The 14140-nt window shown below is 66.6% G+C and carries 11 protein-coding genes and 1 tRNA gene; all 12 read right to left on the reverse strand.

The window, feature by feature from the left end:
• Positions 1–228 precede the first annotated feature (228 nt).
• The gene (gene nusA / locus ACFONC_RS06025; protein ID WP_386742809.1) at positions 229–1740 is read right to left on the reverse strand and encodes a transcription termination factor NusA; all 1512 of its coding nucleotides are present in this window, start codon (positions 1738–1740) and stop codon (positions 229–231) included.
• A 7-nt stretch (positions 1741–1747) separates the two neighbouring features.
• Positions 1748–2350: a ribosome maturation factor RimP gene (gene rimP / locus ACFONC_RS06030; RefSeq protein WP_386742810.1), complete on the reverse strand. Its 603-nt coding sequence runs from the start codon at positions 2348–2350 to the stop codon at positions 1748–1750.
• A 188-nt stretch (positions 2351–2538) separates the two neighbouring features.
• A tRNA-Met gene (locus ACFONC_RS06035) sits at positions 2539–2615 on the reverse strand.
• Positions 2616–2887: 272 nt separating this feature from the next.
• Entirely contained in the window at positions 2888–4339 is a 1452-nt protein-coding gene (nuoN, locus tag ACFONC_RS06040) for an NADH-quinone oxidoreductase subunit NuoN (protein ID WP_386743075.1), read from the reverse strand.
• Between the two features lie 42 nt (positions 4340–4381).
• Positions 4382–5893: an NADH-quinone oxidoreductase subunit M gene (locus ACFONC_RS06045; protein ID WP_386742811.1), complete on the reverse strand. Its 1512-nt coding sequence runs from the start codon at positions 5891–5893 to the stop codon at positions 4382–4384.
• A 19-nt stretch (positions 5894–5912) separates the two neighbouring features.
• Complete coding sequence (nuoL, locus tag ACFONC_RS06050; protein WP_386742812.1) at positions 5913–7976, reverse strand: NADH-quinone oxidoreductase subunit L; 2064 nt, start codon at positions 7974–7976, stop codon at positions 5913–5915.
• 16 nt (positions 7977–7992) lie between these two features.
• The gene (gene nuoK / locus ACFONC_RS06055) at positions 7993–8316 is read right to left on the reverse strand and encodes an NADH-quinone oxidoreductase subunit NuoK (protein ID WP_386742813.1); all 324 of its coding nucleotides are present in this window, start codon (positions 8314–8316) and stop codon (positions 7993–7995) included.
• Entirely contained in the window at positions 8316–8963 is a 648-nt protein-coding gene (locus ACFONC_RS06060) for an NADH-quinone oxidoreductase subunit J (protein WP_386742814.1), read from the reverse strand. The genes nuoK and ACFONC_RS06060 overlap by 1 nt, the downstream gene beginning before the upstream one ends.
• Positions 8964–8970: 7 nt before the next feature.
• Complete coding sequence (nuoI, locus tag ACFONC_RS06065; protein ID WP_386742815.1) at positions 8971–9459, reverse strand: NADH-quinone oxidoreductase subunit NuoI; 489 nt, start codon at positions 9457–9459, stop codon at positions 8971–8973.
• Positions 9459–10535 carry an NADH-quinone oxidoreductase subunit NuoH gene (gene nuoH, locus ACFONC_RS06070; protein WP_386742816.1) on the reverse strand — a complete coding sequence of 359 codons (1077 nt, stop codon included), beginning with the start codon at positions 10533–10535 and terminating at the stop codon, positions 9459–9461. Before nuoH ends, nuoI begins: the two co-directional genes overlap by 1 nt.
• Entirely contained in the window at positions 10532–12763 is a 2232-nt protein-coding gene (gene nuoG, locus ACFONC_RS06075) for an NADH-quinone oxidoreductase subunit NuoG (protein WP_386742817.1), read from the reverse strand. The genes nuoH and nuoG overlap by 4 nt, the downstream gene beginning before the upstream one ends.
• Positions 12760–14130: an NADH-quinone oxidoreductase subunit NuoF gene (gene nuoF, locus ACFONC_RS06080; protein WP_386742818.1), complete on the reverse strand. Its 1371-nt coding sequence runs from the start codon at positions 14128–14130 to the stop codon at positions 12760–12762. The genes nuoG and nuoF overlap by 4 nt, the downstream gene beginning before the upstream one ends.
• Positions 14131–14140: the final 10 nt, after the last annotated feature.

Genomic DNA, 14140 nt, shown 5'->3' on the forward strand with positions numbered 1-14140 from the left:
TGGCGGGGGCCTTGGCCCTGCGCGTGATGGAACGATTCTACTGCGGTGGTGGAAACGAGCCGGCGCGGCGCCACGATGGCGGCCTGCGACCGGATCGGCCTTCCTCCTGCCTCTCCTCCACCGTCCCTGGCTGAACTGCGGCATCCCGGGATGCCAGCCCCCGGACTCCATGTCCGGGCGCATGCGAAACGTGGCCGGCGGCGCCCTGGGCGCGCGCCGGCAATCCTGTCAGCCCTCCCGCTCCAGGCGCGCGATCTCCTCCGCACGCGCGGCAAGGATCAATGCGGCGGCGCGCGATTCGTCCAGGCCCTCGATGCCGAACTCGACCACCTCGTCCGCGCCCAGGTCCGACAGCTCCTCGCTGGTACGCACGCCGTGGGAAGCCAGCGCGAAGGCGGTCTCCTCGTCCATGCCTTCCAGTGCCAGCAGGTCCTCGGCGGGGGCGTTCTCGTCGAGTTCCTCCTCGACCGCCAGCGCATCGTTGAGCAGCGCGTCGCGGGCACGTGCACGCAGTTCCTCGACGATGTCCTCGTCGAAGCCCTCGACGGCCAGCAGTTCGCCGACCGGCACGTAGGCGATTTCCTCGACCGTGCTGAAGCCCTCGGTGACCAGGATGTTGGCGATTTCCTCGTCGACCTCGAGCTTTTCCTGGAACAGCGCGCGCGCGGCGGCCTGCTCGGCTTCCGACTTCTCGGCGACCTGGTCCTGGGTCATCACGTTGAGCTGCCAGCCCGACAGGCGGCTGGCCAGGCGCACGTTCTGGCCGCCCTTGCCGATCGCCTGCGCGAGGCGGTCTTCGGCAACGGCCAGGTCCATGGAATGCTTGTCCTCGTCGACGACGATCGACTGCACCTCGGCCGGCGCCATCGCGTTGATCACGAACTGCGCCGGGTTGTCCGACCACAGCACGATGTCGACGCGCTCGCCGTTGAGCTCGTTGCTCACCGCCTGCACGCGCGAGCCGCGCATGCCGATGCAGGCGCCGATCGGATCGGTGCGGTTGTCGTAGGCCAGCACCGCGATCTTGGCGCGGTCGCCCGGGTCGCGCGCGCAGGCCTTGATGTCAACCAGGCCCTGGCCGACTTCCGGCACTTCGAGCTTGAACAGTTCCATCATGAATTCCGGCGCGGCGCGGCTGATGAACAGCTGCGGGCCGCGCGGTTCGCTGCGCACGTCGTACAGGTAGCCGCGGATGCGGTCGCCGGCGCGCACGATGTCGCGCGGAATCGCCTTGTCCTTGGGGATGAAGGCCTCGGCGTTGCCGCCCAGGTCGACGTAGACGTTGCCGCGCTCGACGCGCTTGACGATGCCGGTGACCAGTTCGCCGACGCGGTCCTTCCACTGGTCCACGACCTGCGCGCGCTCGGCCTCGCGCACGCGCTGCACGATCACCTGCTTGGCGGCCTGGGCGGCGATGCGGCCGAAATCGACGTTCTCGATCTGTTCCTCGATATAGTCGCCGACCTCGGCGCCTTCGCTCTCGTCGACCGCGTCCATCAGGCGGATCTGGCGGTCGGGCGATTCCATCACCACGTCGTCGGCCACGACCTCCCAGCGCCGGAACGTCTGGTAGCTGCCGTCCTCCGGATTGATCTCGACCCGCGTCACCACGTCCTGCTCCAGGTAGCGCTTCTTGGCCGCGGTGGCCAATGCCGCCTCGATCGCCTCGAGGATCACGGACTCCGGCACGCCTTTTTCATTGGCGACCGCATCCACGACCAGCAACAGTTCCTTGCTCATCTGTTTCTCACTCCGCGGGGGACGGTTTTGCCGCCGCCGTCTTGTTGGTTCGTTTGTCTGTGGGTTTCTTCTTTGCTTGCTTGCCCGGACGCGCGTCGCGCCCCGACTTGTCCCGCGCAGGCGCTAGGCCCAATGCCACCCAGTCCGGCACCAGCCGCGCCTTGTCGATGTTGTCGAAGCCGACCTCGACCGGCGTGCCGTCGACATCGAAGGCGATGCGCTCGCCGTCGACCGCCGTGATCACGCCCTGCAGCCTGCGGCGCCCGTCCTGCGGCAGCTTCAGGCCGACCTTGGCGCGCTCGCCGATGAACCGCGCGAATTGCGCCGGCGCAAACAGCGGCCGGTCAACGCCGGGCGACGACACTTCCAGCGTGTAATTGCCGCTGATCGGATCCTCGACGTCGAGCTGCGCCGACACTTCACGGCTGACCGCCTCGCAATCCTCGATGCCGACCTGGCGCCCCTCTTCCGCACCGGCGGGGACGTCGATGTACAGGCGCAGCACCGCGCTGCCGGGGGCCGGCAGGTACTCGGCACCGAGCAGCTCCAGCCCGAGGGACTGGATGGTTGGTGCCAGCAGGGTCGCGATTTGGGTTGCCTTGTCGGTCATCTGTTCCGTGGAAGCTTCTGCCAACGTACGTCGCGCGGACGGCCCCGGAAAGCGACAAGGGGCCCAATGGGCCCCTTGTCCGATACCACTGGATTTCGGCGCCGAGGCATGAAGCCTGCCTCGACCAAGCCCGACTTGCCGCCATCAAAAAAAGCCTCCGTGGAGGCTTTTCGTCGACCGCGAAAAGCTGGTAGCGGGGGCAGGATTTGAACCTGCGACCTTCGGGTTATGAGCCCGACGAGCTGCCAGACTGCTCCACCCCGCATCAGGAGCGGAATTATGGTGACTGCGGGGATTTATTGCAACCCTTGAGAATATCGCGCGAAGCGCGCACCGGTTTCCCTCCCCTTCAAGGGGAGGGAAAGGGTGGGGATGGTTGTCCAGCCCGACGGGGCGATTGCTGTTCACGCACACCGTTATTCCGCGCCGTGGCTCAGACAAAGGATGAGGACACTGTTCAGCCAACTGACCGAAAACCCATCCCCACCCTTGCCCTCCCCTTGAAGGGAAGGGAAATCGGAGCGCGGCTTCGCCGCGTCAGATTCCGAAGGCGCGCTGGCACCACGCCATGACCGGGCTCCAGGCGAAGCCGAGCACCAGCAGCGAGATCGCGTTGATCGAGAACACCACCTGCAGCGGGCGTCCCGGACGCACCTGGATCGGCTCGCCCTCGGGCTCGTCGAAGTACATCACCTTCATCACGCGCAGGTAGTAGAACGCACCGATCACGGCGAACACGATGCCGACGATCGCCAGCCACAGCATGTCGCCCTCGATGGCCGCGCGCAGCACCGCCAGCTTGGCCCAGAAGCCCAGGAACGGCGGCACGCCGGCCAGCGAGGCCATGATGCACAGCACCAGGCCGGCCATCCACGGATTACGCGCGTTCAGGCCCTTGAAGTCGTCGATGCGGTCGGCTTCGAAGCCGTGGCGCGAGAGCATGATGATGGCGCCGAACGCCGCCGTGGCCATGATCGCGTAGCTGATCGCGTAGAACATCGCCGCCGCATAGCCCTGGGCGCCGCCCCCGGCGAAGCCGAGGAAGATGAAGCCCACGTGCGAGATGGTGGAATACGCCAGCATGCGCTTGAGGTTGGTCTGCGCGATCGCGACGACGTTGCCGATCGCCAGCGACAGCGCGGCCAGGCCCGCCAGCAGCAGGTGCCACTGGTCGCCCGCCGGCGCCAGCCCCGCTTCGAGCAGGCGATAGGTCATGCCGAACGCAGCCAGCTTGGGCGCCGAGCCGATGAACAGCGTGATCGGCGTGGGCGCGCCGTGGTAGGTATCGGGCAGCCACATGTGGAACGGCGCCGCGCCGAACTTGAACGCGATGCCGACCACGATGAACACGACGCCGGTGAGCATCAGGACGCGGTCGTCGCCAACCAGCCCGCCGGCAAGGTCATGGATGGTCGCCAGGTCCAGCGAATGCGTGGCGCCGTACAGCAGCGACATGCCGAACAGCAGCAGGCCGGAGGCCAGCGAGCCGAGCACGAAGTACTTCATCGCCGCTTCCGATGACAGCGCGTTGTCGCGGTCGATCGCCACGAGCGCGTACGACCCGAGCGCGAGCAGTTCAAGGCCGACGTAGACCATGGTCAGGTTGCCGGCCGAAACCAGCAGCATCATGCCCACGGTGGCGAACAGCACCAGTATCGGCAGTTCGCCCTTGTACAGGCCGCGCTCGCGCATGAACGTCCACGCAAAGCCCAGCGCCACCGCCGACACCACCAGCAGGGAGATCTTGAGCACGTCGGCGATGCCGTCGCGGATGAACATGTCGTGCATCACCGAGCCCTGCCCGCCCGTGCCCGCGGCAACCAGGCACGCAGCAGCCAGCAGCACGACGATCGCGCCGACGTGGGTGACGATGCGGCGACGCTCGTCCATGAACAGGTCGAGCATCAGCAGGCCGAATGCGCCGAGCACCACGAGCAGCTCGGGCGCCAGCGGCGCGATGTCGGCCAGCCCCCGCACCTGCGGGTTCATCACGCCTTGGGTCAGTACGCCAGGGATCATCGCAACACCGTCCTAAAGCTTGCTTGCGGCGAGCTGCGCCGCCAATTGGGCGATGGAGGGCTCCATCAGGTCGGTCAGCGGCTTCGGCCAGATGCCGATCAGCAGCACGCCCGCGGCGAACACGCCGAGCACGATCCATTCGCGGATGTTGATGTCCTTCAGCTCCGCCACGTGGGCGTTGCCGACCTCGCCCCAGATCACCCGCTTGGCCAGCCACAGCGAATAACCGGCGCCGATCATCAGCGTGGTCGCCGCTGCGAATGCGATCAACGGGTGCTGCTGGAAGCTGGCCAGGATGATCATGAACTCGCCGACGAAGCCGCTGGTGCCCGGCAGGCCGGAGTTGGCCATCGAGAACAGGATCCAGAACGCCGCGAGCCACGGCATGGTGTTGGCGACGCCGCCGTAGTCGCTGATCCGGCGCGTGTGCATGCGGTCGTAGAGCACGCCGACGCAGAAGAACAGCGCACCGGAGATGAAGCCGTGCGACACCATCTGCACCATCGCGCCCTGCAGGCCGAGCCGGGCCGCGTCGAGGTTGTCGGCATCGCGTACCAGCGCAAGCGCAATGAAGATGCCCAGGGTCACGAAGCCCATGTGCGCGACCGAGGAATAGGCAATCAGCTTCTTCATGTCGTCCTGCACCAATGCCACCATGCCGACGTACACGATCGCGATCAGCGACAGCGCGATCATCAGCATCGCGAACTCGTGGCTGGCGTCAGGCACGATCGGCAGCGAGAAGCGCAGGAAGCCGTACCCGCCGATCTTCAGCATGATCGCCGCCAGGACCACCGAGCCTCCCGTCGGCGCTTCGACGTGCGCGTCGGGCAGCCAGGTATGCACCGGGAACATCGGGATCTTGACCGCGAAGCCCAGGAAGAACGCGAAGAACAGCCACATCTGTTCGGTGGCCGTCAGCGGCAGCTGCACCAGGTCCGGGATCTGCCAGCTGCCGCCCTTCATGTACATGTAGATCAGGCCGACCAGCATGAACACCGAGCCGAGGAACGTGTACAGGAAGAACTTCATCGCCGCGTACACGCGGCGCGGCCCTCCCCAGACGCCGATGATGATGAACATCGGGATCAGCATGCCCTCGAAGAAGGCGTAGAACAGGATCGCGTCGACCGCGCAGAACACGCCGATCATCACGCCTTCGAGGATCAGCAGCGTGGCGAAATACTGGCTCACGCGCTTGCCCACCGAACCCCAGGCGCCGATCAGCACCAGCACCGACGTGATCGTGGTCAGGAGGATCAGCGCGATCGAGATGCCGTCCGCGCCGAGGTGGTACTGGATGTCGTAGGCCGGGATCCATTCGCGGCGCTCGATGAACTGCAGCCCGGCGTTGGCGTAGTCGAAACCGGTGAACAGCGGGATGCTGAGCACGAACACCACGAAGGCGATCAGCAGCGACAGCCAGCGCGCCGCGTTGGCGCGCTGGTTGCCGAGCGCAAGCACGAGGCCGCCGCCGATTATCGGCAGCCAGATCAACAGACTCAGGAGGGGCAAGTTCGACACTTGTTCTTGTTCCGTTGCGTCAGCGCCAATAGCGGATGAGTGCGGCCAGGAGCACGATCAGGCCGAGGATCATCACGAAGGCGTAGTGGTAGAGGAGTCCGGATTGGGTGCGCCGCAGCACGCCCGAGAACAGGTCGACCAGGCGCACGCTGCCGTTGACGAAGGCGCCATCGATCACTTTTTCGTCATTGCGGCGCGACAGCCTGCCCAGCAGCACGCTGCCCCCGGCCAGGCCCTTGATCCACAGGTCGTCCATCCCGTACTTGTTGTTCAGGACGCGGATCGGCAGCGCCAGCACGCGCGCGGCCTTCGCCGGCAGGTCCGGCTTGAACAGGTACATCACCGTCGCCACCACGAAACCGGCCGCCGCCAGCCAGAATGCGGGCGCCATGAAACCGTGCAACGCGAACTTCACCGGCCCGTGCCACAGCGAGTTGCCGATCACCGCCACCACGTCGCGCGGCCCGGCCACGTCGATCGCGCCGAGGAAGAACGGCAGCTGCTTCACGTGGCCCATCACGTCGGTGCCGAACAGCATCGGCCCGGCAGTGAAGAAACCCACGCCGATCGAGGCGATAGCCAGCAGCACCAGCGGCACGGTGACCACCCAGGGCGACTCGTGCGGCTCGTGCACACCGTGGCCGTCGTGATGCGCATCGTGCCCGCCGCCGTCGGCATGCGCGTCGCGGAAGCGCTCCTTGCCGTGGAAGGTCAGGTACAGCAGGCGGAAGCTGTAGAAGGACGTGACGAACGCGCCCAGCAGCACCGCCCAGTAGCCATAGGTCGCGATCCAGTTGCCCGCTTCGTGCGCGTGGTGTCCCGCGGCCTCGATGATCGTGTCCTTGGAGTAGAAACCGCTGAAGAACGGCGTGCCTACCAGCGCGAGGGTGCCGATCAGCATCGTCACGTAGGTGATCGGCATGTACTTGCGCAGGCCGCCCATGCGGCGCATGTCCTGCTCGTGGTGCATGCCGATGATCACCGAGCCCGCCGCCAGGAACAGCAGCGCCTTGAAGAAGGCATGGGTCATCAGGTGGTACACGCCGGCGCTGTAGGCCGAGACGCCCAGCGCGACGGTCATGTAGCCCAGCTGCGACAGCGTCGAGTAGGCCACGACGCGCTTGATGTCGTTCTGCACCATGCCGATCAGGCCGGTGAAGAACGCGGTGGTCGCGCCGATGAACAGGACGAAGTTCAGGGCCGTCTCGCTGAGTTCGAACAGCGGCGACATGCGCGCGACCATGAAGATGCCGGCGGTGACCATCGTCGCGGCATGGATCAGCGCCGAGATCGGGGTCGGGCCTTCCATCGAGTCGGGCAGCCACACGTGCAGCGGCACCTGCGCCGACTTGCCCATCGCGCCGACGAACAGGCAGATGCAGATCACCGTGGCGACCGACCATTCGTGGCCGGAAATGATCGCCACCACCTGCCCGCCGCCGATCTTGTCGCTGGCGTTGGCGAACACCGTCGCGTAGTCCAGCGTGCCGAACCAGTACAGCACCCCGGCGATGCCGAGCAGGAAGCCGAAGTCGCCGACGCGGTTGACCAGGAACGCCTTGAGGTTCGCGAACACCGCGGTCGGGCGCTTGAACCAGAAACCGATCAGCAGGTACGACACCAGGCCCACCGCTTCCCAACCAAAGAACAGCTGCAGGAAGTTGTTGGACATCACCAGCATCAGCATCGAGAACGTGAACAGGCTGATGTAGCTGAAGAAGCGCTGGTAGCCGGGATCATCGGCCATGTAGCCGATGGTGTAGACGTGCACCAGCAGCGAGACGAAGGTGACGACCACCATCATCATCGCGGTCAGGTTGTCGACCATGAAGCCGACATGCGCGTCGATCGACCCCACCTGGAAGAACGTGTAGACGTTCTCGTTGAACGGCGCGGCGCCCTGCCCGACCAGCTGCCACAGCACGTAGATCGACAGCGCGCAGCTCGCCGCCACGCCGAGGATGGTGATCCAGTGCGCGCCGGCCCGGCCGACCTGGCGGCCGAACAGCCCGGCCACGATCGCGCCCAGCAGCGGCGCCAGCACGATCGCCAGCAGCACCGTTTTCGAGATCGCGAATTCCATGCCCGGCATCATTCCGTCAGCCCTTCAAGGTATCGATTTCGGCCACGTTGATCGTGCGCCGGTTGCGGAACAGCGTGACCAGGATCGCAAGACCGATCGCGGCCTCGGCCGCGGCCACGGTGAGGATGAAGAACACGAACACCTGCCCGGCCGCATCGCCGGCTTCGCGCGAGAACGCGACGAAGTTGATGTTCACCGAGAGCAGCATCAGCTCGATCGACATCAGCAGGATGATCACGTTCTTGCGGTTGAGGAAGATGCCGGCCACGCTGATGCAGAACAGCACGGCGCCCAGCGCCAGGTAGTGCCCGAGCGAAAGTCCCTGCGTGAACAGTTCCATCACTTGCCCTCCCCGCCTGCGTCGTCGGCCGGCGTCGGCGCGTCGGGGACAGGCCTGCTCGCGTCCATCTTCACCATGCGGAAGCGATCCCCCGCCCTGACCCTCGCCTGCGCACCCGGGACCTGGTGCTTGGTGCCCTCGCGCTTGCGCAGGGTGAGCGTGACCGCCGCGATCACCGCCACCGTCAGGATCAGCGCGGCGACCTCGAACGGCAGCAGGAAGCCGGTGAACAGCCGCCCGGCCAGCCACTCGATGTTGGGCACCCCGGCCGTGAGCGCCGGATCGGCGCCGAACGGCGTCGCGCGCGCCTTGATGCCGATCAGCATCAGTATCTCGGCCAGCATCACCACCGCGACCAGAAGCCCCAGCGGCAGGTATCGCACGTAGCCCTCGTGCATCTTCACTTCGTCGATGTCGAGCATCATCACGACGAACATGAACAACACCATCACCGCACCGACGTAGACCACCACCAGCGCGATGCCGAGGAACTCGGCGTCGGCAAGGATCCAGGTGCAGGCAACCGTGAAGAAAGTCAGCACAAGGCACAGCGCGGCGTGCACCGGGCTGCGGACGCTGATCACCGCGCCGGCCGCGACCACGGTCACGACTGCGAAGGCGAGGAAGGCAAGTAGTGTGAAGTCCATGCGGTCCTCAGCGGAAAGCGGCGTCGGCGGCGCGGCGTTCGGCGATCTCGGTTTCGAGCCGGTCCCCGATTGCCAGCAGCTGCTGCTTGTTGACGATGTTCTCGCCGCGGTTCTCGAAGTGGTACTCGAGCACGTGGGTTTCGACGATCGAGTCCACCGGGCAGGACTCCTCGCAGAACCCGCAGAAGATGCACTTGAACAGGTCGATGTCGTAGCGCGTGGTGCGACGGGTGCCGTCGGCTCGCTGCTCCGAATCGATGGTGATCGCCAGCGCCGGGCAGACCGCCTCGCACAGCTTGCAGGCGATGCAGCGCTCCTCGCCGTTCGGATAGCGGCGCAGCGCGTGCAGGCCGCGGAAGCGCGGCGACTGCGGCGTCTTCTCCATCGGGTACATCAACGTGTACTTCGGCCGGAACAGGTACTTGAGCGTCAGCCACATGCCGGCCAGCAGCTCCAGCAGCAGCAGGCCCCTGAACCAGGACGTCAACTTGCTCATCACTTGCCTGCCTCGAACACGCCGTAATACGCCATCAGCGCCGTCACCGCGATCCACGCGATGCTCAGCGGAATGAACACCTTCCAACCCAGCCGCATGATCTGGTCATAGCGGTAGCGCGGGAACGTGGCGCGGAACCAGATGAAGCAGCTGGCGAAGAAGCCGACCTTCGCGAACAGCCACCACCAGCCGTCGACCGACAGCAGCGGGATGTCCCAGCCGTGCAGCGGCGACAGCCAGCCGCCGAGGAAGAAGATCGAAGCCAGGAAGCTGACCAGGATCATGTTGGCGTACTCGGCCAGGAAGAACAGCGCGAACGCCGCGCCCGAGTATTCGACCATGTGGCCGGCGACGATCTCGGACTCGCCCTCCACCACGTCGAACGGCGCGCGGTTGGTTTCGGCCACGCCGGACACGAAGTACACGACGAACAGCGGCAGCATCGGCAGCCAGAACCATTCCAGGAATCCGTTGTTGCCGGACTGCGCCATCACGATCTGGGTCATGTTCAGGCTGCCGGCGCCGATCATCACCCCGACCAGGGCGAAGCCCATCGCGATCTCGTAGCTGATCACCTGCGCGGCCGAACGCATTGCGCCGAGGAAGGCGTATTTCGAGTTCGACGCCCAGCCGGCGATGATCACGCCGTATACGCCCAGCGAGGTCATCGCGAGCAGGTACAGCAGGCCGGCGTTGGCATTCGACAGTGCCAGCTGCGCATCGAAAGGCACCACCGCCCACGCGGCGAATGCAGGCACCAGCGTGATCAGCGGCGCGAGGATGTACAACACCCGGTGCGCGTTGGTCGGCTGGATGACTTCCTTGAACAGCAGCTTGAACACGTCCGCGAACGCCTGGAACACGCCCAGGCCCACGTACATCGGCCCGTGGCGCACGTGCATCCAGCCCAGCAGCTTGCGTTCCCAGACCACGTAGAAGGCCACGGCCAGGATCACGGGCACCGCGATCGCGAGGATCTTCAGCACGATCCACGCGACCACGCCGATCGCGCCGAGCGACAGCAGCCATTCGTGCAGCGGGCCGAACAGGTCGGCGAGGAAGGTCGCGGTGTTCATGCGGCCTCCACCCTTGCGCTGCCGGCGGCGAGCGCCGCGGTGGCGCCGTAGCCGCGTTCGACCCACGCCGAACCGACCGCCACGCGATCATCGAGCACGACCTGGAGCGTCGCTGTGCCGGCCGCGTTCGACACCTTGGCCATCGCGCCGTCGGCGAGATTCGCAGCGCCCGCATCCTGCGGATGCAGCGTCACGCGCGGGCCGACGGTCAGCGGATGCGCCTGCAGCGCAGCGGCGCGACGAGTGACGGCGTCGACGCGGTAGATCGCTTCGGAGACCGCGAGTTCCAACCCCTCGCCCTTCGTCGCCGGCGCGGCCGACTCCGCCATCGCGACCGTGCGCGGCGCGAGGCCGGCGCGCAGGCCGGCAAGGTCGGTGAAGTCGAATCCGGCGATGCCCAGCCCCTCGCCCAGCGCACGCAGCACGCGCCAGCCGGCACGCGCATCGCCCGGCAGCTTGCCGCCGGCGACCGCGACCTGGTCGAGGCCGTCGAGGTTGGTGAGCGTGGCATCGATCTCGGGCAGCGCGCCGATCGGCAGGATGACGTCGGCGACCGCGCGCGTGGAATTGCACGCGAACTGGCTGAAGGCCACCACCTGGGCGCCGCCGAGCGCATTGAGCGCGGCCGCCTGGTCGGCGAAATCCAGCCCCGGCTCGAGGCCGTAGATCACGTAGGCACCGCGCGGCTGCGCGAGCATCGCGTTGGCATCGCGCGAGGCCGGCAGCACGCCGTGGCGCGCCAGGCCAAGCGCATTCGCGCCCTGCGGGATCCGGCACAGCGCGGCATTGTTTGCGCTGGCGAAGCCCGCCGCGGCCTTGCGGATCGCGGATGCGTGGATGCCGTTCTCCGCGACCGCGCCGACGATGACCGCCGCGCGGGTCGCGCCGTTGAAAGCCTCCGCCAGCTCCGCCGAACCGAGCGCATCGGCGATCCGCGACGGCGCGACGATCTGCTTGCCGGCGATGTCGAATGCGAAGTCGAAGTCGACCGGGTTGACCACGTGCACCTTGGCGCCACGCTTCCAGGCCTTGCGCACGCGCTGGTGCAGCAGCGGCACTTCGAAACGCAGCTGGCTGCCGACGATGAGGATCACGTCGGCGTTCTCGATCTCCGCGACCGGCATGCCGAACGCCTCGGCGCTGGCGCCGTCGGACAGGTCGTGCTGGGCGATGCGGTGGTCGAGGTTGCCCGTGCCCAGTGCGTCGGCCAGGCGAGCGAGCAGCGCGCCCTCTTCGTTCGAAGTCGACGGATGGACGAGGATGCCGAGGTCATCAGCGGCGTTGTCGCGCAGGATCCTGGCGGCCTTGGCCAGCGCTTCCTCCCACGAGGCCTCGCGCCAGTCGTTGCCTTCCTTGAGCAGCGGCTTCACCGCGCGGTCTTCGGCCTGCAGGCCCTGGTGCGAATAGCGATCGCGGTCGGACAGCCAGCACTCGTTGACCGCCTCGTTGTCGCGCGGCACCGCGCGCAACACGTCGCCGCGGCGCGCGTGCAGGAACAGGTTGCTGCCGAGCGCGTCGTGGTAACCCAGCGATTCCTTCGCGATCAGTTCCCAGGGACGCGCGCGGAAGCGGAACACCTTGTTGGTCAGCGCGCCGACCGGGCACACGTCGATCACGTTGCCCGACAGTTCGGTGGTCAGCGGCTTGCCATCGTAGGTGCCGATCTGCAGGTTTTCGCCGCGCTGCATGCCGCCCAGCTCGTAGGTGCCGGCGATCTCGCCGGTAACGCGGATGCAGCGCGTGCACTGGATGCAGCGCGTCATGTCGGTGGCGACCAGCGGCCCCATGTCCTCGTCGGGCACGACGCGCTTGCGCTCGGAGAAGCGCGAGACCGAGCGACCGTAACCCAGCGACAGGTCCTGCAGCTCGCACTCGCCGCCCTGGTCGCAGATCGGGCAGTCGAGCGGATGGTTGATCAGCAGGAACTCCATCACGTTGCGCTGCGACTTCAACGCCTTGTCGCTGCGCGTGGACACCTTCATGCCGTCCATCACCGGCGTGGCGCAGGCCGGCGCCGGCTTGCCCATCTTCTCGACCTCGACCAGGCACATGCGGCAGTTGGCCGCGATCGCCAGCTTGTCGTGGTAGCAGAAGCGCGGGATCGGGATGCCGGCCTTGTCGGCGGCCTGGATGATCATCGAGCCCTTGGGCGCGGCCAGTTCGACGCCATCGATGAAGACGGTGACCTGGTCCGGCGGCAGGTTCGGATTGACGGGCTGTGCACTCACGCGGCCACCGCCTTCGGCACCACGGTGCCATCGCGCTCGTCATCCACGAGGAAGCGCTTGTTCACGATCGCGTACTCGAACTCGTCCCAGTAATGGCGCAGGAAACCCTGCACCGGCCACGCGGCGGCCTCGCCGAAGGCACAAATGGTATGGCCTTCGATCTGCCCGGCCGCGGCGCGCAGCATCTGCAGGTCGTCGAGCGTGGCCTGCTTGTCGACGATGCGCGTGAGCATGCGGTACATCCAGCCCGTGCCCTCGCGGCACGGCGTGCACTGGCCGCAGCTTTCCTGGAAGTAGAAGCGCGCGATCCGCTGGCAGGCACGGACCATGCAGGTGGTCTCGTCCATCACGATCACCGCGCCCGAGCCAAGGCCCGAACCGGCCTTCTGCAGGCTGTCGTAGTCCATGGTCAGCTGCATCATCGTCTCGCCCGGCAGCACTGGCATCGACGAACCGCCGGGGATCACGCCCTTGATCTTATGGCCGTTGCGCATGCCGCCGGCGATCTCCAGCAGTTCGGCGAACGGCGTGCCGAGGCGGATCTCGTAGTTGCCGGGCCTGGCGACGTGGCCAGACACCGAGAAAATCTTGCAGCCGCCGTTGTTCGGCTTGCCCAGGTCGAGGAACCACTGCGCGCCGTTGCGCACGATCGCCGGCACCGAGGCGTAGGTCTCGGTGTTGTTGATCGTGGTCGGCTTGCCGAACAGGCCGAAGTTGGCCGGGAACGGCGGCTTGTAGCGCGGCTGGCCCTTCTTGCCTTCCAGCGACTCCATCAGCGCCGTCTCTTCGCCGCAGATGTAGGCGCCGGCGCCAAGCGCGTTGTAGATGTCGATGTCGATGCCGCTGCCGAGGATGTCCTTGCCCAGCCAGCCGTTGGCATAGGCCTCGGCGGTGGCTTCTTCAAGGTGTTCGAAGGGCTCGTGGTGGAACTCGCCGCGCAGGTAGTTGTAGGCCACGGTGCTGCCGGTGGCATAGCACGCGATCGCCATGCCCTCGATCACCGAGTGCGGGTTGTAGCGCAGGATGTCGCGGTCCTTGGCGGTGCCCGGCTCGGACTCGTCGGAGTTGCAGAGGATGTATTTCTGCATGCCGCTGTCCTTAGGCATGAAACTCCACTTCAGGCCGGTCGGGAAGCCCGCGCCGCCGCGGCCGCGCAGGCCGGACTGCTTGACCATCTCGATCACGTCGGCCGGCGCGATCTTCTCGGTCAGGATCTTGCGCAGCGCCTGGTAGCCGCCGGTCTTGAGGTAGTTCTCGTACGACCACGGCTTGTCGAAATGCAGCGTGGTGTAGACGGCCTGGTGCTCCTTCGGCGCGGGGCCGACGGGGCCGTAGCCTTCCGAGACGTGGGTGTGTTGATGCGCCATGCCTGCGTCC

The sequence above is a fragment of the Luteimonas soli genome, assembly GCF_042648865.1.
Taxonomy (GTDB): domain Bacteria; phylum Pseudomonadota; class Gammaproteobacteria; order Xanthomonadales; family Xanthomonadaceae; genus Luteimonas; species Luteimonas soli.